A 19,203-nucleotide genomic window follows, 5' to 3' on the forward strand; every position below is an offset into this window, starting at 1 on the left:
TAGTTGACAGTTACTAGTGTGCCTGGTGTTACCCCTGTGACTCAGCTTCCGCCCCGGTGTGTCGCCCGGGACCTCGGAAATTCATGGATTGCTGAGTCCCTCCACTCCCCAGGCCGCAACTCCCGGCTGAATTGCTGCTCGCATTATGTCAATCCGCATCAGAGGGGTCGAATGCAGCGGAAAAACCCGCCCCCGGTCGCCGTCACGCCATGGCGTCCGGCCGGCCGGGGGCGGGCGAGTTCTCGTCGAAACTGAACGTGTGCGCGAGAAAATCCACGATTCGCCGAACACAGGTTCAGAATCGGCGGCAGATGAGGGCGGCTATTTCACCGCCGCGCCGATGAGGTCACGAGCCCGGTCGAGCATCGAGGCGAACGGTCCGAGCGCGAAATTGGCCTTGGCCGACTCGACGCCGGCGTGCGGGTGGGTCGGCGCGATCGCCTCGGCGGCCTGAACGGCGCCCGCCATCCGCTTGAGGTCGTCACCGTCGAGGTTCTTCTGCAGGTGGCTGAACTCCTCGCGCTCCTCGAGCTCGGCGTGCTCGATCACGTCCTCGCGGAACTTCTTGAGCTCGTCGATGAACTCCTTGGACCCGATGTCCATCTTCTCCAGCCGCGAGAGGAACTCCTTGGCCTCGTGCTCCTCCTTGAGACGGGCGTCGACGATCGCCTCGCCGTCGGCGACCTCCTTGCGGGCGCGCGGGTGGACCACCATCTCCTCGGCGGTCTCGTGGACGGCCAGCAGCTGCCGCAGGTCGGCGAACGCCTTCTCACGCGCTTCGGTTTCCGATGCGTTCAGCACTTCTTCGAACAGGTCCTTGATCAGGTTGTGTTGATCGGTCAGAAACTTCACGACGTCGTCGGTGTTCTGGACGAACGTTTCAGCCATGGCAGAAACCTCCTGCATTTCGGTAGTGGTGGGGGCGCGAATGGGCTGTGCGCCTCCACCTGACTACCCCGACTGAAGCGGGTTAACCCTGGCCGAGCTTGGCCTGCAGGCGCGTGTTGACCGCGGCCGGAAGCAGTTCGGAGACGTCGCCGCCCATGGACGCGACCTCCTTGGCCAACGACGACGACACGAACGAGTATTGCGGCGTCGCGGCGACGAAGAACGTGTCGACGCCCGCGATGTGCTTGTTCATCTGCGCCATCTGCAGTTCGTATTCGAAGTCGGCGCCGCTGCGCAGACCCTTGACGATCGCTGTGACGCCGCGCTGCCGGGCGAAATCGACCACCAGGCCCTGACCCGATTCGACGCGAAGGTTCGGCAGGTGCTCGGTGGACTCCTCGATCATCGCGATGCGCTCGTCGAGCGTGAACATCCCCTTTTTGTTGGGGTTGACCAGAACGGCGACGATCACCTCGTCGAACTGCGCGGCCGCGCGCTCGAAGATGTCGACGTGGCCGAGGGTGACCGGGTCGAAGGATCCGGGGCATACCGCGCCGCTCATGAGCGAAGACGCTAGCAGGGTCGCTCCGGGGCCTCGGCAAGCTCCAGGCGGGTGTCGCCGTAGGTGCGCGACGGCCAGACGTGCCACCCCGGCGGCCACGTCAGAGGCCGTCCACTCGCCGCGCGCTCCACGACGACGACGGTTCCCGGTCCGGCCCAACCCCGTTCGGTGAGCAGCGTCAGCACCGACTCGACCTCCTCGGCGGTGACGTCGTACGGCGGATCGGCAAGGACGAGGTCGACCGGTCGCGTGCAGCCCGCGGTCAGCACATCGGCGACGGCACCGCGCCGCACGCTCGCCCCGGTGACGCCGAGCGCCGCGATGTTGTCGGCGATGACTTGCGCGGCGCGCCGGTCGGACTCGACGAATGTCGCCTCCGCCGCACCGCGCGAGAGTGCCTCGAGCCCGAGTGCACCCGACCCGGCGTACAGATCGAGCACCGCGATCCCGCCGAACTCGACGCGCGCGGCCAGCACGTTGAACAACGATTCCCGCACCCGGTCGGTGGTGGGACGGGTTCCTCCCCCAGACCTGTTCTGGGGCACGGTGATTCGTCGACCGCCCAGCGCGCCGGCGATGATGCGGGTCAGCTGACCACCACCAGCAGATCGCCGCCTTCGACCTGTTCTGTCTCCGCGACCGCGATGCGGGTCACCTTGCCTGCCTTGGGTGCGGTGATGGCGGCTTCCATCTTCATGGCCTCGATCGTGGCGATCGTCTGACCGGCCTGCACCTCGTCGTCGACGGCGACGCCGACGGTCACCACACCGGCGAAGGGCGCCGCGATGTGGTCGGGATTGGACTTGTCGGCCTTCTCTGCGGTGGGGATGTCGCTGGCGACGTTGCGGTCGCGCACGAGCACCGGACGCAGTTGGCCGTTGAGGATGCACATCACCGTGCGCATGCCGCGCTCGTCGGGATCGGAGATCGCCTCGAGCCCGATCAGCAGTTCGACTCCCCGCTCCAGCCGGACCCGATGCTCCTCGTCGCTGCGCAGCCCGTAGAAGAACTGGTTCGCCGACAGGCTCGACGTGTCACCGTACTGCTCGCGGTGGGCCTCGAGTTCCTTTGTGGGGCCGGGGAACAGCAACCGGTTCAGCGCGGCCTGCCGTTTCGGGCCCGCCTGGGCGAGCACCGCTTCGTCCTCCTCGCTGAGTTCCTCCTGCGACTTGGCCGGCGCACGACCGGCCAGCGCCTTGGTGCGCAGCGGTTCGGGCCATCCGCCGGGCGGGTCGCCGAGTTCGCCGCGCAGGAAGCCGATCACCGAATCCGGAATGTCCAACCGCGCTGGGTCCGAGGCGAATTCATCGGCGCTGATGCCCGCCCCGAGCAGCGCCAGCGCGAGGTCGCCCACCACCTTCGACGACGGGGTCACCTTCACCAGCCGGCCCAGTACCCGGTCGGCAGCGGCGTAGTTGGCTTCGATCTCCTCGAAGCGGTCGCCGAACCCGAGCGCGATGGCCTGCTGGCGCAGGTTCGACAGCTGGCCGCCGGGGATCTCGTGGTGATACACCCGCCCCGTCGGAGAAGGAGGCCCAGACGCCACAACATCGAACGGCGCGTACACCTTTCGCAGCGCTTCCCAGTACGGCTCGAGGTCGCAGACCGCCTGCAGCGACAGCCCGGTGTCGTACTCGGTGTGCGCGGCCGCGGCCACGATCGAGCTCAGCGCCGGCTGGCTGGTGGTGCCGGCCAGCGGCGCCGACGCACCGTCGACGGCGCTCGCGCCCGCCTGCCACGCCGCCAGATACGTCGCCAACTGGCCGCCCGGGGTGTCGTGGGTGTGCACGTGCACGGGCAGATCGAACCGGCTGCGCAGCGCGCTGATCAACGTGTGCGCGGCGTGCGGGCGCAGCAGCCCGGCCATGTCCTTGATCGCCAGGACATGGGCGCCCGCGTCGACGATCTGCTCGGCGAGCTTCAGGTAGTAGTCCAGCGTGTAGAGGTTCTCGCCGGGGTCCGACAGGTCCCCGGTGTAGCTCATCGCGACTTCGGCCACCGCCGTGCCGGTTTCGCGTACCGCGTCGATGGCCGGGCGCATCGATTCGACGTTGTTGAGCGCGTCGAAGATGCGGTAGATGTCGATGCCCGTCGCGGTCGCCTCGGCGACGAAGGCGTGGGTGACGGTCTCCGGATACGGGGTGTAGCCGACGGTGTTGCGGCCGCGTAGCAGCATCTGCAGGCAGATGTTCGGGACGGCTTCGCGCAGCGCGGCCAGCCGCTCCCACGGGTCTTCTTTCAAGAACCGAAGCGCCACATCGTAAGTCGCCCCGCCCCAGCATTCGAGCGAGAGCAGCTGCGGGGTCATCCGCGCGACGTAGGGCGCCACCATCAACAGCCCGGTGGTACGCACCCGGGTGGCCAGCAGCGACTGATGGGCGTCGCGGAACGTCGTATCGGTGACCGCCAACGGTTTGGAGTCGCGCAGCCAGCGGGCGAACCCCTCGGGACCGAGTTCGGTGAGCAGTTGCCTGCTGCCGTCGGGCGCCGGCGCCTGCAGATCGATGTCGGGCAGCTTGTCCTGCGGGTACACCGACGCGGTTCGCGGGCCGTGCGGCTGATTGACCGTCACGTCGGCCAGGTAGTTGAGGATCTTGGTGCCGCGGTCGGCGGGCGTTCTGGCGGTCAACAGATACGGGCGCTCGTCGATGAACGACGTGTTGACGCGTCCGGCCCGGAAGTCCGGATCGTTGACCACCGCTTGCAGGAACGGGATGTTCGTCGACACCCCGCGGATGCGGAACTCGGCCAGCGCGCGGCGGGCGCGCGCCACCGCGGTGCCGAAGTCGCGTCCGCGGCACGTCAGCTTCACCAGCATCGAGTCGAAGTGCGCGCTGATCTCCGCGCCCAGGTGGGTGCCGCCGTCCAGCCGGATGCCCGCGCCGCCCGGGGTGCGGTATCCGGTGATGCGGCCGGTGTCGGGCCGAAAACCGTTGGCGGGGTCCTCGGTGGTGATCCGACACTGCAGCGCGAAACCACGCGGCGACGGCAGCGCCTCCTGGCTCAAGCCGAGGCTCTCGAGCGTCTCCCCATCGGCGATGCGCAACTGGCTGGACACCAGATCGACATCGGTGATCTCCTCGGTGACCGTGTGCTCGACCTGGATGCGCGGGTTGCACTCGATGAACACGTAATGGCCGCGCTCGTCGAGCAGGAACTCGACGGTGCCCGCGAACGTATAGCCGATCTGCCGGGCGAACGCGACCGCGTCCTGGCAAATCCGTTGTCGCAGTTCGTCTGAGAGGTTCGGGGCGGGCGCCAGCTCGATGACCTTCTGGTGCCTGCGCTGCACGCTGCAGTCCCGTTCGAACAGGTGCATCACGTTGCCGTGGGTGTCGGCCAGGATCTGCACCTCGATGTGGCGGGGGTTGAGCACGGCCTGCTCGAGGTACAGCGTCGGGTCGCCGAACGCCGATTCGGCTTCGCGCGCCGCGGCATCGATCGCGTCGGCCAACGCGTCGATGTCGGCTACCCGCCGCATCCCCCGGCCGCCGCCGCCGGACACCGCTTTGACGAACAACGGAAACTCCAGGGACTCCGCGGCGGCCATCAGCTCCTCGGCCGAGGCCGACGGGGCCGACGAGTTGAGCACCGGCAGCCCGGCCGAGCGGGCCGCATCGATCGCCCGCGACTTGTTACCCGTCAGCTCGAGCACCTCGGCACTGGGCCCGACGAAGGTGATCCCGGCCTGCGCGCACGCCGCCGCCAATGCCGGATTCTCCGACAGGAAGCCGTATCCCGGATAGACCGCGTCGGCTTCTGCATGCTGTGCGACCCGGATGATCTCCTCGACCGACAGGTAGGCCCGCACGGGGTGACCGGTCTCGCCGATCTGGTAGGACTCGTCGGCCTTCAGCCGGTGCACGCTGTTGCGGTCCTCGTACGGGTAGACCGCGACGGTGTCGATCCCCATCTCGTAGGCGGCCCGGAAAGCGCGGATCGCGATCTCGCCACGATTGGCGACCAGGACTTTAGAGATCATGGGCGATCACGCACGTACTTTAACCTCCGGGCGGATCAGATCAGCGTGGACCAGTAGCTCCAGAAGCGCACGAGGATCAGCAGGAGCAGGCCGGTGAACCACAAGGTGACCAACGACCACCGCCACGTGTGGAGCACTCGCGCAACGGTGTTTCCGCGTTGTGGTGCGAGCGCGATGACCGCGACGACCACCAACAACGGGATCGTCACCGCCCACACCACCATGCAGTACGGGCACAGCGCGCCGATGCGGTAGAGGCTCTGGAAGATGAGCCAGTGCACGAAGGCGGCACCCAACAGCGTGCCGACAGCCAGGCCGGCCCAGTACCAGCGCGGCAACTCGACCTTGGCGAGCGCGAGCACACCGGTCACCACCACGATCGTGAACGAGATGATGCCGATCAACGAGTTCGGAAAGCCGAGCGCGGACGCCTGCGGGGTGACCATCACCGAGCCGCAGGACAGCACCGGATTGAAGCTGCAGGACGGGGTGTACTGCGGATCGATCAGCAGCTCGATCTTCTCGACCGTCAGCGCGAGCGCGGCCGCAAGCCCCAGCACACCCGCGATGAGGATCCACACCGCGCTCGGACGTCCCACCGACGGGCCCGCCGGCTCATGGGCGGTGGGTTCGGACGGCTGGACGGCCCCGGGCGCGGCGAGCGTCACGGCCTCGCCGGCTGGGTCGGATCGGCGTTGGGCGGCGGCGCGCCGGCGTCCAGTGCGGGCACCTCGCCGACGATCTTCTCGATCTCGGCGATCAGCGCGTCGGGTGTCGACGGCGAGTAGTCCTCACCGTTGATCCGGATGGTCGGCGTCGAGTTGACCCCGCTCGCCTTGGCCAGACCCTTGACCATGTCGTTGAAGCGTCCCCCGTTGATGCAGGCCGGAACCTCACCGGTCACCCCTGCCTGACGGGCGACCTCGATCAGCCGGGCGTTGTCCGGGAAGGGTCCCACACCCTCGGGAGGCTGTTGCGCGAAGAGCGCGCCGTGGAACCGCCGAAACGCTTCCGTGTCCGCTTCGGCGACGCAGTAGCCGGCGTTGGCCGCGCGGGTCGAGTAGCCCTGTCCCGCCCGGTCGAGGATCGACACCATGTTGTAGTCGACGGCCACCGCACCGCTGTCGATCAGCCGGTTGATCGTCGGGCCGAACTGCTTCTCGAAGTTCCCGCACGCCGGGCACAGGAAATCCTCGTAGAGCGCCAGCACCGCTTTGGGCTCGGAGGTGCCCTCTTGGGTGATCACATTGCTCGACGCGACGCGGACCGCCCTGGTCTCGCCCTCACCGGGTTTGTCCTCTTTGGTCATCACGATGTAGAGCACCAGCGCGACCGCGAAGATCACGACGACGGCGGTCAGGCCGATCTGCACAGCCCGGTTCCGCCTGCGGTCGGCCGCCTTCAGGTCGTAGCGCGGGGTCTTCTTGGGTTTCGAGGCCACGCAGGTAAGAGTACCGGCGCGATTCCGCCGCCCCGTCAGCCGCGGGCCAGATGCGCGCGCAGCGCCGAGATGACCTCGGCCATCGCGGTGGCACTGTCACCGCCGAACGGGAAGAAGTTCGCGAAGCCGTGGATCAGCGATCCGAACTCCCGGTGGTCGACGCGAACGCCTGCGGCCCGCATGGCCTCGGCGTACTGCCTGCCTTCGTCGCGCAGCGGGTCGAAACCGGCGGTGATGATCAGCGTCGGCGCCAAGCCCGACAGGTCGTCGGCGAGCAACGGTGACACCCGTGGGTCGCCGGGATCGATCCCGCCGCTGAGGTATTTGTCGCGGAACCAGTCGATGTCGTCGCGCGTGAGGAAGTAGCCCTCGGAGAACAGCACCTGCGACCTGGTCGTGTCGCGGTAGTTGACGACCGGATACAGCAGGAACTGGAGGGCGGGTTGCGGTCCCTCGCTGCGGGCGCGGTGCGCGACGAGCGTGGCCTGGTTGCCGCCCGCGCTGTCACCGCCCACGGCGACGCGGTCGGGGTCGGCACCCAGTTCGGTGGCGTGTTCGCACGCCCAGCGGAAGGCGGCGTAGGCGTCGTCGGTGCCCGCGGGGGCGGGATGCTCGGGCGCCAGGCGGTAGTCGACGGACAGCACGTGCATCTGCCCGCGGTGGCAGATCTCGCGGCACAGGTCGTCGTGCGAGTCGATGCTGCCGATGACCTGTCCGCCGCCGTGGAAGAAGACCAGCAGGGCTCCTTCATCGTCGACGGGCCGGTAATGACGCGCGCGGATCGTCCCGGCGGGTCCGGGAATCGACAGATCGGTCACCGACGCGACGGGGATGTTCTGCTTGAAACCAGCGGCCAGGGTTTCGAGTTGGCCACGGGCGGCGGCGACGCCGTCGGCGTTGACCAGACCGTCGATCCCGGTGAGTTTCTGTCCGGCGAGCATCAACTGCAGCGTCGTGTCCAGCGTGTTGCCGTCGATGCTGACCGTGCGGCGCCCGAGCAGGAGGCGCTTGACCGGCTCGGGGATCCGCGGCAACGCGCGAAGGGTGACGCCTGCCGCGGTGTTGACCAGGGCTTCCTTGCGGGTAGGCCGCCACCGGTCATGGACTGGCAGACTTTGGGTCATGGCTTCTCCCTCGATCACGTTGAACGACGGTAATTCGATACCTCAGGTTGGACTCGGAGTTTGGCAGACCCCGCCCGAGGACACCGAACGCGCGGTCGCGACCGCACTGGAGGCCGGATACCGCCACATCGACACCGCCGCGGCGTACCAGAACGAACGTGAGGTGGGTGCGGCGCTCGAGAAGTCGGACGTTCCGCGCGGCGAGGTGTTCATCACCACCAAGCTGTGGAACTCCGATCAGGGTTACGACAGCACGCTGCGCGCCTTCGACAAGAGCATGAAGCGGCTGGGGCTCGACTACCTGGACCTCTACCTCATTCACTGGCCGATGCCGGCCAAGGGTGCGTTCGTCGAGACGTTCAAGGCCTTCGCGCACCTGCGTGAGCAGGGGCGCATCCGGTCGATCGGGGTGAGCAATTTCGAGCCCGAACACGTGCGCGAACTCGTCGACGCGACGGGAATCGTGCCCACGGTCAACCAGATCGAACTGCACCCGCTGCTACAGCAGGAACAGCTGCGCGAGGTGCACGCCCAGCTGGGCATCGCCACCGAGGCGTGGAGCCCGCTGGGCCAGGGCTCGCTGCTGAAGAACGACACCGTGGTCGCGGTCGCCGAGGCGCATGGCAAGACACCGGCCCAGGTGTTGATTAGGTGGCATATGCAGCTCGGCAATATAGTCATCCCGAAGTCGGTGACCCCCGAGAGAATCGTGAGTAACTTCGACGTGTTCGATTTCGAGCTGAGCGAGCAGGACATGGCGTCCGTCTCGGCGCTCGGCGACGGAACTCGGTTGGGCCCCGATCCGCGAACATTCGAATTCACGGGGTAGGTGAAATGACCGAAACGCCGGGCAATGCGGCCGCGGTTCCGACCGTCACGCTCAACGACGACCACACGATGCCGGTCTTCGGACTCGGCGTCGGCGAGCTGTCGGAGTCCGAGACCGAGGAGGCGGTGCTGGCGGCGCTCTCCGCCGGGTACCGGCTGATCGACACCGCCGCGTCGTACGGCAACGAGGAAGCGGTCGGACGGGCCATCAAGGCGTCCGGGGTGCCTCGCGACGAGATCTTCGTCACCACCAAGCTCGCCACTCCCGATCTGGGCTTCCAGTCGTCGCAGGACGCGCTGAAGGCCAGCCTGGGCAGGCTCGGGCTCGATTACGTCGACCTCTACCTCATCCACTGGCCCGCCGGCGAGCAGGGCAAGTACGTGGACAGCTGGGGCGGGTTGATGAAGCGCAAGGAGGTCGGCGACACGAAGTCGATCGGGGTGGCCAACTTCCACGCCGAGCACCTTTCGGACGTCATCGACCTGTCGTTCTTCACCCCGGCGGTCAACCAGATCGAGCTGCATCCGCTGCTCAGCCAGGCCGAGCTGCGGGAGGTCAACGCCGGTTACGGCATCGTCACCCAGGCGTACGGCCCGCTGGGGGTCGGCCGCCTGCTGGAGAACGAGACGGTGACTACGGTGGCGCAGGCGCACGGCAAAACCCCGGCGCAGGTGCTCATCCGGTGGAACGTGCAGCTCGGCAACGCGGTCATCGCCCGCTCGTCGAAGCCCGAGCGCATCGCCTCGAACCTCGAGGTGTTCGACTTCGAGCTCACCGACGACGAGATGGCCTCACTCAACGGCCTCGACGAGGGCACGCGGTTCCGCCCGGACCCCGAAACCTACACCGGCACATAGCCCTTGGCGGGGCTCACCCCGGCCCCTTTTAGGGCCTCAGCCCGTCGGGCAGGTGGCGGCGGCGTCGCGCAGCGCGGTGGCCGACGGTGCGTCGATCGGCAGTCGGTATCCGCGCAGCACCGCGATGAACTGCATCGCGTACTGGCAGTGAAACGCCGCATTGGGCGGCATCCAGGTCGCGGGCTCCTGATCCCCCTTGTCCTGGTTGGCGTTTCCGGCCACCGCGATGAGGTTCGCTGGATCGTTGGCGAACCGGACGCGTAGGTCTTCTGGCCAGTTGCGCGCCCCGAGATCCCAGGCGAGCGCCAACGGCACTATATGGTCGATCTGCACTGCGGCCCCGGTCTTCTCGCCGCGGGTGAACGCGACGACGGCGTTGGTGTACGGGTCGTGCAGCGTTCCGGTCGCAACGGCGTCGGGACAGCGCTTGATCGACACGAATGTCTTGTCGTCGAGGTCGCGATTGAGAATGTCGTTGCGGGTGTCGCAGCCGTTGTGCCCGCCGGGGGCCGAGTTGTCGTCGGTCCAGCTGTCCCCGAAAGCCGCTCTGCGATAGTCATATCCGCGAATTCGCAGCGGTATGACGGGAACGTCCACGAGAACGTCGACGCCGGGCGCCACGGTCGGGATGTCGGCGCGCGCGATGAATTGGGCCCGATCGCCCGCCGAGTTGACCGCCTGTACGGCGACGATCACCGCGATCGCGACGATCGTCGTCAGCCACAGCAGATGCCTGCGCTTCATGCCTTGTCCAGGAACTCGACGCGGTCGTCGCTGACGAACGGGGTGGCCAGCGCCGCCATACCCGGGTTGTCGGGATCGTCCTCGTACAACCGCGCGCAGAAGTCACGGGCCGTCAGGATGATGTCGAGGTGCTCCTGCAGCGACAGGAACCGGAGCGTGATCGCGCGACCGGATTGGTTGAAGCCCAACACATCTCCCTCCTGCCGCTCGTAGAGGTCGAGGTCGGCGAGCTTGAACCCGTCCAGGGTTGATGCGACGGCGGTCAGCCGGGCGCCGGCCTTGGAGCCCTGCGGGAGTCTGGTGACGAGCAAACACAGGCTCGGGTGCTGCCCGCGGCCGATCCGCCCGCGCAACTGGTGCAGCTGGCTGATGCCGAACCGGTCGGCGTCCATCACGACCATCACCGTCGCGTTCGGCACGTCGACGCCGACCTCGATGACGGTGGTGCACACCAGCACGTCGATCTCGCCCGCGCGGAAGGCGGCCATCACGGCGTCCTTCTCGTCGGCGGGCAGCCTGCCGTGCATGAGCCCCAACCGCAGGCCCGCGAGCGGGCCGCGGCTGAGTCGGGCGAACAACTCGACGACCGTGATCGGCGGCGGACCACCCTCCTTGTCGTTGGCCGACTTGTCGTTCTCGTCGATCCGCGAGGCCACCACGTACGCCTGCCTGCCCTGGCTCACCTCTTCGGTGATGCGTTGCCATACGCGTTCCAGCCAGCGCGGGTGCTCGCTGAGGAAGACGGTGTTGGTGGTGATCGGTTGCCTGCCCCGCGGCAGCTCGCGCAGCGTCGAGGTCTCCAGGTCGCCGTAATGGGTCAGGGCGACGGTGCGCGGTATCGGGGTGGCCGTCATCACCAATAGATGTGGTGTGACGCCCTCAGGGGCCTTGCCGCGCAACCGATCCCGTTGCTCCACGCCGAACCGGTGCTGCTCGTCGACGACCACCATGCCGAGGCGGTCGAACTCGACGGCGTCCTGCAGCAAGGCGTGGGTGCCGATGACGATGCCCGCCTCGCCGCCTGCTACCTCGTCGCGTACCGCGCGTTTCTGCTGCGCCGTCATTGATCCGGTCAGCAGCGCGATGCGGGTGGCACCGTCCACACCACCGAGTTGGCCCGCCATCGCCAGTGGGCCGAGAACGGCGCGGATCGAGCGGGCATGTTGTGCGGCAAGGACTTCGGTGGGTGCGAGCAGTGCGCACTGATAGCCGGCGTCGACCATCTGCAGCATCGCCAGCACCGAGACGATCGTCTTACCCGAACCCACTTCACCCTGCAGCATGCGGTTCATCGGTCGAGTGCTTGCCAGCTCCTCGGAGATGACGTCGAGCACGTCCTTTTGGCCGTCGGTCAATTCGAACGGCAGCTGTTCGCGCATGGCGCCGACGAGCCCGTCGTCACGACGCTCGGCGGGCGGACCCGACTCGCTGCGCTCGCCGTGACGTCGACCGACCAGTGCCCATTGCAGACCGATGGCCTCGTCGTAGGTCAGACGTGCGATGGCCGCGTCCCGGGCGGCCGACCTCTCAGCGGTGTGGATCGCCCGCAGCGCCTGATCCTCGGTGATCAAACCGTGTTGTCGGAGAAAGGCTTTCGGTAGCGGTTCGGGGATGGGATCCAACACGTCGAGCACTTGACGCACACAGGCGTAGATCTCCCAGGTCTGGACCTTCTTGTTGGCGGGATAGATCGGGAAGAAGTCGCGTTCGAATGCCGCCAACAGGTCCTCACCGGTGGCCCCCGATGCTTCGGCGATCGCCTTGAGCGATCTGGACCCCCGCACACCGCCGGTCTCGTGCAGCACGAGGAATGCCGGATGGGTCAGCTGCATGGTGCCCTTGAAGTAGCCGACCTCCCCCGACAGCATCACCTTCGCACCTTCGACCAACTGCTTCTTGAGGTACTTGACGTTGAAGAACGTCGCGGTCACCTTCGGTGTTCTGTGCCCGAGGGTGACGACGAGGTACTCGCGGCGGGGTTGCCGGTTCGTCAACTTCAGGTCCGCCTTGGTGATGGTGTCGACGAACGTGACGTGGACGCCCTCTTCGAGCTCCTCACCCTCGCCGGCCGTCGTCATCTCGTCGCTGTACTTGCGGGGATAGTGGCGCAGCAGATCGTTGACCGTGTGGATGCCGAAGTGCTCGGCGAGTGGGTCGGCGGCCTTCTTGCCGAGCACGAAGTCGAGACGGTCGGACAACGTCGCCACGGTTACTCCACCCCGATCAGCAAGGCGTCGCCGCGGTGGCCGGTGTGGTAGGTCACCAGTTCGGCGCCCAGATGCCGGTCGTGCACGTGCTCGGCGAGGGCGGCCGCGACGCCCTCGTCGACCCCGGTGCCGGTGAGAACCGTGACGAGTTCGCCGCCGGCGGCCAGCAGCAGATCGATCAGCCCGGCCCCCGCCGCGACCAGGTCGTCGCCGACGATCAGAACCTCGTCGCCGGAGATGCCGAGGCCGTCGCCCGGCTTGCACATCCCGGCCCAGGTGAGCGCCTCCTCGGTGGCGATCCGTACCGAGCCGTGCCGGGCGCCCGCGGCGGCCCTGGCCATGGTGTAGCCGTCGTCGACGGCCTCGCGCGAGTCGTCGTGGACCGCTAGCGCCGCCAACCCCTGAACCATGGACGCCGTGGGTACGGGCACCACGTCGACGCCCCAGCCCATGGCGGCCGTGCAGCCGGCGACCAGTTCCTCGGCGGCGACGTATCCGTTCGGCAGGATCATCGCCTGGCCCGCGTCGGCGTTGACCAGCGCGTGCAGCAGCTGCTTGGCGCTGACGGGCGCGTCGTCCTCGATTCGCAGCACGTGGGCGCCCTCGGCCGCGAACAACGCCTCGGCGCCCTGCCCGTCGACGACGGCGAGCACCGTCCGCCCACGCGACCATGCCCCCACCGGGCGGGTGCCGGTGCCGGTGAGAGCGGTGATCTGAATGCGGCTGGTCGTGCCCACCGCGAGGCCGGCCTCGACGGCGGCGCCGGCGTCGTCGGCGTGCACGTGCACCGAGTAATGGCCGCTACCGGCCGACGGGGCGGCGATGGCCACCGAGTCACCCAGCGCGTCGAGGTCGCTGCGCAGTTTGTCCACTCCCGCCGGGTCGCATCCGCTGAGCAGGTACATCACCTCGAACTGTGGAGCCGCGTGCGGCCGGGTGGCAGCGGGGTCGGCGGGCGGCGGCGCGGAGACGTACTCCGGCCTACGCGGAGCGCTGCCGGTCAGCGTCGTGCTCATCGCGTCCAGCAGTACCAGCAGGCCGCGGCCTCCGGCGTCCACCACGCCCGCGCGGGCCAGCACGTCGAGTTGGCCGGTGGTCCTCTCCAACGACCGCGCCGCGGCATCGGCGGCCCTGCCGACGACGTCGGGCAGTTCGGCGCCGTCGGTCGACGCGCGCTCGGCAGCCTCGGCCGCGTCCTGGAGCACGGTGACGATGGTGCCCGGCACCGCCTCACCCATCGCCCGAATCACCAGCACCACGGCGTGGTTCAGCATGGCGGCGAACAGCGGACCGTCCACCCTGTCGAGAGCACCGCGCAGGTCGGCCGAGGCTTGCGCGGTGACCTCGGCCAACGCGCGCAGAATCTGGGACAGGATCACGCCGGAGTTACCCCGCGCCCCGTGGATGGCGCCCCGCGCCAGCGCGGCCGCGACCTCGGCGACGTCGTGGGCGCCGGCCAGCGCGTCGGCCTGCGCCCATGCCGAACGCATGGTGAACAGCATGTTCGTGCCGGTGTCGGCGTCGGCGACCGGGAACACGTTGAGCCGGTTGATCTCGTCGGTGTGGGTGATGAGGTCACCGACCGCGGTGTGTGACCACTTCTGCAGCGTCGCGGCATCGAGCAGTCGAGCCGACATGCTTAACCTCCGCAGAAATGTGACACCCCACGCACCCCGCCGTGCCGGTCAGCCTAGCGATCGGACCCGACAGCCTCGGCACAACGTTCACCGGCCGGTAGGCTGATGCGGGCTCGCACTCAGCGGTGGGATGGCATTTTGGCGTTCGATGCGGCTGCCGGTATCCTGGTCAGGTTGTCGGGTCGAGCCGCGCCGGTCGCGGTGCCGCGACCCGGACCCCACGTACTGATCTGAGGAGTTCTGCATATGGCTGCCGTGTGCGATATCTGCGGGAAGGGACCCGGCTTCGGCAAGTCGGTCTCGCACTCCCATCGCCGGACCAGCCGTCGCTGGGATCCCAACATCCAGACCGTGCGCGCCGTGACCCGTCCCGGGGGCAACAAGCAGCGCATGAACGTGTGCACCTCGTGCATCAAGGCCGGGAAGGTCTCGCGGGGCTGACCCGCGGGCGGTTGCCGCAGCCGGCGACCGGGTAGCCCGTACTGCATGACCTCTCGTGCAGCTGCAAGATCGACCCTGATCGCTCTGGCGTCCGGATGTGCGCTGGCCCTTCTGACGGCGTGCGGCGGCGGAGACTCCGCCGGCGACGAGACCACCACGTCGACGACAACCAATACCACGTCGGTTGAGGTGACGGTGGAGACCAGTGCGCCGGAGACCACCACACCGTCGCCGGAACTGCCGAACACCACCACCGAGGGCGGGGGCGCTGACGGGGGCACCGTCGAGGTTCCAGTTCCCGACGTGCCGTCACCCCCCGCGATTCCGTCTCCTCCGCCGATTCCGTCGCCGCCGCCGATTCCGGGCGTCGGATAGCTAGGGAAGCCGCCAGTCGACCGGCTCGGCGCCCATCTTCTCGAGCAGTTCGTTGGCGCGGCTGAACGGCCGGGAGGCGAAGAAGCCGCGCGACGCCGACAACGGTGACGGGTGCGCAGACTCGATCGCCACGCAGTCGGTGCCGTCCAGCATCGGTTTCAGCGTCGAGGCGTCGCGCCCCCAGAGCACCGCGACCAGCGGCTCACCGCGTGCGATTAGCGCGCGAATGGCACACTCGGTCACCGCTTCCCAGCCCTTACCGCGGTGCGAGGCGGGGGTGCCCGGTCGAACGGTGAGCACCCGGTTGAGCAGCATCACCCCGCGTTCGGCCCACGGCGTCAGGTCGCCGGTGGCCGGGGCGGGATAGCCGAGGTCGCTTCGGTACTCCTTGAAGATGTTCTCCAGGCTGCGCGGCAGCGGGCGCACCTCGGGCGCCACCGAGAAACTGAGGCCGACGGCGTGACCGGGCGTCGGGTACGGATCCTGCCCGACGATCAACACCCGCACCCGGTCCATCGGAAACGTGAACGCGCGCAACACGTTCGGGCCCGCGGGCAGATATCCGTTGCCGGCCGCCAACTCCGCGCGGAGAAACTCACCCATCTGCGCAACCTGACCCGCGACCGGATCCAGAGCCTTGGCCCAGCCCTGCTCGACGAGTTCGTGCAGCGGCCGCGCGGTCATGCCAAACCCTCGATCAGCATCACCACCGAATCGGCGCCGGCTCGGCGGTCCTTCGAGATCTCCTGGTAGTCGGGCGAGTTGGCCCAGTCCCGAAACGAAGGCTCATCGGGAAACGACATCAACACGACCTTCTCGCGGTCGGACTCGCCCTCGAGAATCCGCGGGGACTCATCGGCCGCGAGCAGCGTTCCCGAATACCGATTGAAGATCTCCAGGAACCGGGCCTGGTAGCGGTCATAGGCCGCACGGTCCGTGAACCTCAACTGGGCGATGGCGTACACGGTCACGAGTCGACACCCTAACTAGTCGAACGACTGCCACCCGGGATTCCCCTGCCACGCCGCGCCGTCGACCGACACCCGCTCGCGGCCCTCCTGCACGCGGCCGATCGCCCTCCACCCGGGCGGCGGCGGCCCCGGAAAGGTCGCGACCAGCGCATGATCCTCCCCGCCGCCGAGGATCCACGCCCACGCATCGGCGCCCACCGCTTCGGCGGCGCCGGCGAGGACGTCGCGATCGTCGGACAATGCCGCAGTCGACAGGTCGATGCCGACTCCGGACGCCTCGGCGATGTGGCCGAGGTCGGCCAGCAGCCCGTCGGACACGTCGGTCATCGCGGTGGCGCCGTTCTCGGCCGCGACACGGCCCTGTCCGTACGGCGGCCGCGGCGCCACATGGCACCGACGTAGCTCGTCGAATCGATGAATATCGTTGCGCCACAATTCGAATCCAGCGGCTGAACGACCGATGTCACCAACGACGGCCACCACGTCGCCGGGCCGTGCCCCGCTGCGGCGCACCGGCTCACGGCCGTCGAGGTCACCGAGTGCGGTCACCGAGATCACCCATTGCGGCGCGCTGACAAGGTCTCCGCCGACGATGCCCGCGCCCATCGACTGGGCCTCGCGCCACATGCCGTCGGCGAGTTGCAGGGCCTGGGCAGCCGGCGTATCCGCGGGCGCTCCGAACGCGACGACAAAGGCGGTCGCGCGTGCGCCCATCGCCTCGATGTCCGCGGCGTTCTGCGCGATCGCCTTGCGCCCCACGTCATACGGAGTCGACCAGTCCAGCCGAAAGTGGCGCTCGGCCACCAGCATGTCGGTGCTCACCACGGTCTGACCGTCGGGCGCGAACACCACCGCGGCGTCGTCGCCGGGCCCCAGCGCGACGGCGCCCGGCTGGCGGCGCCCGGCCACCAATCGCCGGATCACTCCGAACTCGCCCACTTGCGCCAGGGTTTCGGCGTCGAACGCCATGTCACCTCCCGTCGCTGCCGCATCTGTCCGTTCCGTGCCGGCCTGAACACCGGCCGCACCTGCGGTACGTTAAGCGCCTGCGGCGTGGAGTCTATGCAGCGATGTGGAGGAACAGCGGGTGGTCGAGGCTTTCATGCTGATTCAGACCGAGGTGGGCCGCGCCGAGGTCGTCGCCCAACAACTCGCCGCGCTGCCCGGTGTGGTCTCTGCGGAGTCCGTGACGGGGCCGTATGACGTGGTGGTGCGCGTGAGCGCCGACACCTTGGCCGACCTCAAGGCCACCGTGGTTCCCAATGTTCAACAGGTGACCGGTATCACCCGCACGTTGACCTGTCCGATCGCCAACGGGACGCCTCTCTGAAGTCTCTAGAGTTGGGCCGTGGCTTCGCAGACCGGTGACGGGCCCCCGCGGGCGCTGCTGATCGCCGCTCTGGTGGTGGGGGTCGCGGCGATCGGGACGATTCTGGTGATCGCCGCGCTGCGCCAGAAACCCGCGGAGCCGCAGGCGGTGCCGTTGGTGTCGGTGCCGGCCCCGCAGGCCACGAGTTCCGAATGCGCCGACCTGATCGCCGAACTGCCCGAGAGCCTCGGCGATTCCACCCGCGCGCCGCTGGCCGACCCCGCGCCGGCGGGCGCCGCAGCGTGGCGAGCCGAGGGCCAAGGTGAGCCGATCGTGCTGCGCTGCGGCGTGGAACGGCCCGCGGAGTTCGTCGTCGGCGCGCCCGTGCAGGTGGTCGACGAAGTCCAGTGGTTCCGGGTGGGCGAGGCCGGTGTCGACGATGCGGGTGCCGAACAGGCGCGCAGCACGTGGTACGCCGTCGACCGAGGCGTGTACGTCGCCCTGACATTGCCGCAGGGCTCGGGTCCGACGCCGATCCAGTTGCTGTCCACGGTGGTCGCCGAGGCGCTTCCCGCCAAGCCCGTCACTCCGGCGCCGGTGCGTTGATCCTGCGCCCAAGCGCGCTGTGGCGGCAGTCTCGACGAAGTGGCGCCCGTCAGCGCAGACCGGTACCGCGTTCGAGTGCGGTTTCCACCATCGTGGCCAGCAGGGTCGGGTAGTCGACGCCGCTGGCCGCCCACATCTGCGGGTACATCGAGATGGTGGTGAAACCAGGCATGGTGTTGATCTCGTTGATCACGGGCCCGTCGTCGGTGAGGAAGAAGTCCACGCGGGCCAGCCCCTGGCAGTCGATCGCATCGAAGGCCTGAATCGAGAGCCGTCGCACCGCGTCGACGACATCGTCGTCGACCTTGGCGGGCACGTCGAGTTCGGCGGCGTCCTGCAGATATTTCGTCGCGAAGTCGTAGAAGCCGTCCTCGCGCCCGCGCACGCCCGCGACCCGGATCTCGCCGACCGTACTGGCCTCGATCCGGCCGTCGGGGAATTCGAGCACGCCGCATTCGAGTTCGCGCCCCGGCACCGCTGCTTCGATGATCACCTTCGGGTCGTGCCGGCGGGCTTGTTCGATCGCCGACGGCAGCTGATCCCACGCCGTGACCCGGCTGACGCCGATCGACGAGCCACCACGCGCCGGTTTGACGAAGACGGGGAGGCCGAGCCGTTCACGAGCCTCGAAGCCCAAGGTGTCCTGGCGGGGCCGCAGCACCTCGTGATCGCCGATCGGCAGCCCGGCGGCGCCCAGCAGCTTCTTGGTGAACTCCTTGTCCATGCCGACCGCGCTGGCCAGCACACCGGCCCCGATGTAGGGCACCCCCGCCAACTCGAGCAGCCCCTGGATCGTGCCGTCTTCGCCGTACGGACCGTGCAGGACGGGGAACACGACGTCGACCGTCGCCAACATCTCCCCCGCCCCCTGACCCAGCGACAGCAGCTGCCCACCGCGACCCGGATCGGCGGCCAGGGCCAGTTCGGTGCCCGACGCGGCGGTGACCTGCGGCAGTCGGCCGTCGGTGATCGCGAGGCTGTCGGGCTGCGCGTCGGTCAACATCCACGTGCCCCCGGGGGTGATGCCGACAGCGACGACGTCGAAGCGCTGCGGATCGAGATTGCGCAGGATGCTGCCTGCGGATACGCAGGAAATCGCGTGTTCGGAGCTGCGTCCGCCGTAGACCACGGCAACCCGGACGCGTCCGGTGCCTGAATCATGGCGGGCAGTCACAACCTAGAGAGGCTACCGTCCGCATCCGCGGCCGGCCGTCCGGCGATGCCCGGCCG

Annotated in this window: 20 protein-coding genes; 6 read left to right on the top strand and 14 right to left on the bottom strand. The window is 68.4% G+C overall.

Translation table 11 applies throughout. The annotated features are described in order from the left end of the window. Nucleotides 1–321 precede the first annotated feature (321 nt). The 7 genes from AU197_RS11420 to AU197_RS11450 all read right to left on the bottom strand — a co-directional run bounded on the left by AU197_RS11420 (nucleotide 322) and on the right by AU197_RS11450 (nucleotide 7,997). A complete protein-coding gene (locus tag AU197_RS11420) occupies nucleotides 322–888 on the bottom strand; it encodes a hemerythrin domain-containing protein (protein ID WP_064402771.1) in 567 nt (188 codons plus the stop codon). 82 nt (nucleotides 889–970) lie between these two features. Beyond that, nucleotides 971–1,450 carry a pantetheine-phosphate adenylyltransferase gene (gene coaD, locus AU197_RS11425; RefSeq protein ID WP_064402772.1) on the bottom strand — a complete coding sequence of 160 codons (480 nt, stop codon included), beginning with the start codon at nucleotides 1,448–1,450 and terminating at the stop codon, nucleotides 971–973. 11 nt (nucleotides 1,451–1,461) lie between these two features. Beyond that, nucleotides 1,462–2,040, bottom strand: coding sequence for a 16S rRNA (guanine(966)-N(2))-methyltransferase RsmD (gene rsmD, locus AU197_RS11430; protein ID WP_082696631.1), 579 nt, complete (start codon nucleotides 2,038–2,040; stop codon nucleotides 1,462–1,464). After that, nucleotides 2,037–5,432: a pyruvate carboxylase gene (locus AU197_RS11435; RefSeq protein WP_064402774.1), complete on the bottom strand. Its 3,396-nt coding sequence runs from the start codon at nucleotides 5,430–5,432 to the stop codon at nucleotides 2,037–2,039. The genes rsmD and AU197_RS11435 overlap by 4 nt, the downstream gene beginning before the upstream one ends. A gap of 35 nt (nucleotides 5,433–5,467) precedes the next feature. Beyond that, the gene (locus AU197_RS11440; protein WP_064402775.1) at nucleotides 5,468–6,100 is read right to left on the bottom strand and encodes a vitamin K epoxide reductase family protein; all 633 of its coding nucleotides are present in this window, start codon (nucleotides 6,098–6,100) and stop codon (nucleotides 5,468–5,470) included. Continuing rightward, nucleotides 6,097–6,873: a DsbA family protein gene (locus AU197_RS11445; protein WP_064402776.1), complete on the bottom strand. Its 777-nt coding sequence runs from the start codon at nucleotides 6,871–6,873 to the stop codon at nucleotides 6,097–6,099. Before AU197_RS11445 ends, AU197_RS11440 begins: the two co-directional genes overlap by 4 nt. Before the next feature lie 35 nt (nucleotides 6,874–6,908). Continuing rightward, on the bottom strand, nucleotides 6,909–7,997 hold the full coding sequence (locus AU197_RS11450; protein WP_064402777.1) for an alpha/beta hydrolase: 1,089 nt from the start codon (nucleotides 7,995–7,997) through the stop codon (nucleotides 6,909–6,911). Between AU197_RS11450 and AU197_RS11455 the strand changes: the two genes are divergently transcribed. Next, entirely contained in the window at nucleotides 7,996–8,826 is an 831-nt protein-coding gene (locus tag AU197_RS11455) for an aldo/keto reductase (RefSeq protein WP_064402778.1), read from the top strand. The two genes, AU197_RS11450 and AU197_RS11455, sit on opposite strands and share 2 nt — an antisense overlap. Nucleotides 8,827–8,831: 5 nt before the next feature. Next, complete coding sequence (locus AU197_RS11460) at nucleotides 8,832–9,683, top strand: aldo/keto reductase (RefSeq protein ID WP_064402779.1); 852 nt, start codon at nucleotides 8,832–8,834, stop codon at nucleotides 9,681–9,683. A gap of 36 nt (nucleotides 9,684–9,719) precedes the next feature. On the opposite strand, the gene AU197_RS11465 is transcribed toward AU197_RS11460, so the two are convergent. Genes AU197_RS11465 through AU197_RS11475 form a run of 3 tightly spaced genes read right to left on the bottom strand, consistent with a single transcriptional unit; the run spans nucleotide 9,720 to nucleotide 14,271 of the window. Further along, nucleotides 9,720–10,427, bottom strand: coding sequence for an HNH endonuclease family protein (locus tag AU197_RS11465; RefSeq protein WP_064402780.1), 708 nt, complete (start codon nucleotides 10,425–10,427; stop codon nucleotides 9,720–9,722). Continuing rightward, nucleotides 10,424–12,634: an ATP-dependent DNA helicase RecG gene (gene recG / locus AU197_RS11470; protein ID WP_064402781.1), complete on the bottom strand. Its 2,211-nt coding sequence runs from the start codon at nucleotides 12,632–12,634 to the stop codon at nucleotides 10,424–10,426. The genes AU197_RS11465 and recG overlap by 4 nt, the downstream gene beginning before the upstream one ends. Before the next feature lie 2 nt (nucleotides 12,635–12,636). Next, entirely contained in the window at nucleotides 12,637–14,271 is a 1,635-nt protein-coding gene (locus tag AU197_RS11475; RefSeq protein WP_064402782.1) for a DAK2 domain-containing protein, read from the bottom strand. Between the two features lie 246 nt (nucleotides 14,272–14,517). Here AU197_RS11475 and rpmB point away from each other — a divergent pair, with 246 nt between their 5' ends. Both rpmB and AU197_RS11485 read left to right on the top strand, forming a co-directional pair. Continuing rightward, nucleotides 14,518–14,712, top strand: a complete 195-nt coding sequence (gene rpmB, locus AU197_RS11480; RefSeq protein WP_064351131.1) for a 50S ribosomal protein L28 — start codon at nucleotides 14,518–14,520, stop codon at nucleotides 14,710–14,712. A 45-nt stretch (nucleotides 14,713–14,757) separates the two neighbouring features. Next, complete coding sequence (locus AU197_RS11485; RefSeq protein WP_064402783.1) at nucleotides 14,758–15,087, top strand: hypothetical protein; 330 nt, start codon at nucleotides 14,758–14,760, stop codon at nucleotides 15,085–15,087. Here the strand turns inward: AU197_RS11485 and AU197_RS11490 are convergent, their stop codons facing one another. The 3 genes from AU197_RS11490 to AU197_RS11500 are packed head-to-tail and all read right to left on the bottom strand — an operon-like array spanning nucleotide 15,088 to nucleotide 17,027. Further along, nucleotides 15,088–15,771, bottom strand: coding sequence for a uracil-DNA glycosylase (locus AU197_RS11490; protein ID WP_064402784.1), 684 nt, complete (start codon nucleotides 15,769–15,771; stop codon nucleotides 15,088–15,090). Further along, on the bottom strand, nucleotides 15,768–16,058 hold the full coding sequence (locus AU197_RS11495; protein WP_064402785.1) for a DUF1330 domain-containing protein: 291 nt from the start codon (nucleotides 16,056–16,058) through the stop codon (nucleotides 15,768–15,770). Before AU197_RS11495 ends, AU197_RS11490 begins: the two co-directional genes overlap by 4 nt. Before the next feature lie 15 nt (nucleotides 16,059–16,073). Further along, nucleotides 16,074–17,027: a thiamine-phosphate kinase gene (locus AU197_RS11500; protein WP_064402786.1), complete on the bottom strand. Its 954-nt coding sequence runs from the start codon at nucleotides 17,025–17,027 to the stop codon at nucleotides 16,074–16,076. A gap of 118 nt (nucleotides 17,028–17,145) precedes the next feature. Between AU197_RS11500 and AU197_RS11505 the strand changes: the two genes are divergently transcribed. Continuing rightward, on the top strand, nucleotides 17,146–17,388 hold the full coding sequence (locus AU197_RS11505; protein WP_064402891.1) for an Lrp/AsnC family transcriptional regulator: 243 nt from the start codon (nucleotides 17,146–17,148) through the stop codon (nucleotides 17,386–17,388). A gap of 18 nt (nucleotides 17,389–17,406) precedes the next feature. Further along, nucleotides 17,407–17,973 carry a DUF3515 domain-containing protein gene (locus AU197_RS11510; RefSeq protein WP_064402787.1) on the top strand — a complete coding sequence of 189 codons (567 nt, stop codon included), beginning with the start codon at nucleotides 17,407–17,409 and terminating at the stop codon, nucleotides 17,971–17,973. 49 nt (nucleotides 17,974–18,022) lie between these two features. Here AU197_RS11510 and AU197_RS11515 read toward each other — a convergent pair whose 3' ends face one another. After that, nucleotides 18,023–19,147, bottom strand: a complete 1,125-nt coding sequence (locus AU197_RS11515; RefSeq protein ID WP_064402788.1) for a D-alanine--D-alanine ligase family protein — start codon at nucleotides 19,145–19,147, stop codon at nucleotides 18,023–18,025. Between the last annotated feature and the right edge of the window lie 56 nt (nucleotides 19,148–19,203).

The sequence above is a fragment of the Mycobacterium sp. IS-1590 genome (genome assembly GCF_001500025.1).
Lineage (GTDB): Bacteria > Actinomycetota > Actinomycetes > Mycobacteriales > Mycobacteriaceae > Mycobacterium.

Bases quoted from the DNA above. Each gene is read 5' to 3' on its own strand.
- AU197_RS11455 (WP_064402778.1), top strand. From the start codon at position 7,996: ATGGCTTCTCCCTCGATCACGTTGAACGACGGTAATTCGATACCTCAG.
- AU197_RS11500 (WP_064402786.1), bottom strand. From the start codon at position 17,027: ATGGCGTTCGACGCCGAAACCCTGGCGCAAGTGGGCGAGTTCGGAGTG.
- AU197_RS11490 (WP_064402784.1), bottom strand. From the start codon at position 15,771: ATGACCGCGCGGCCGCTGCACGAACTCGTCGAGCAGGGCTGGGCCAAG.
- coaD (WP_064402772.1), bottom strand. From the start codon at position 1,450: ATGAGCGGCGCGGTATGCCCCGGATCCTTCGACCCGGTCACCCTCGGC.
- AU197_RS11485 (WP_064402783.1), top strand. From the start codon at position 14,758: ATGACCTCTCGTGCAGCTGCAAGATCGACCCTGATCGCTCTGGCGTCC.
- rpmB (WP_064351131.1), top strand. From the start codon at position 14,518: ATGGCTGCCGTGTGCGATATCTGCGGGAAGGGACCCGGCTTCGGCAAG.
- AU197_RS11420 (WP_064402771.1), bottom strand. From the start codon at position 888: ATGGCTGAAACGTTCGTCCAGAACACCGACGACGTCGTGAAGTTTCTG.
- AU197_RS11465 (WP_064402780.1), bottom strand. From the start codon at position 10,427: ATGAAGCGCAGGCATCTGCTGTGGCTGACGACGATCGTCGCGATCGCG.
- AU197_RS11435 (WP_064402774.1), bottom strand. From the start codon at position 5,432: ATGATCTCTAAAGTCCTGGTCGCCAATCGTGGCGAGATCGCGATCCGC.
- AU197_RS11460 (WP_064402779.1), top strand. From the start codon at position 8,832: ATGACCGAAACGCCGGGCAATGCGGCCGCGGTTCCGACCGTCACGCTC.
- AU197_RS11475 (WP_064402782.1), bottom strand. From the start codon at position 14,271: ATGTCGGCTCGACTGCTCGATGCCGCGACGCTGCAGAAGTGGTCACAC.
- AU197_RS11450 (WP_064402777.1), bottom strand. From the start codon at position 7,997: ATGACCCAAAGTCTGCCAGTCCATGACCGGTGGCGGCCTACCCGCAAG.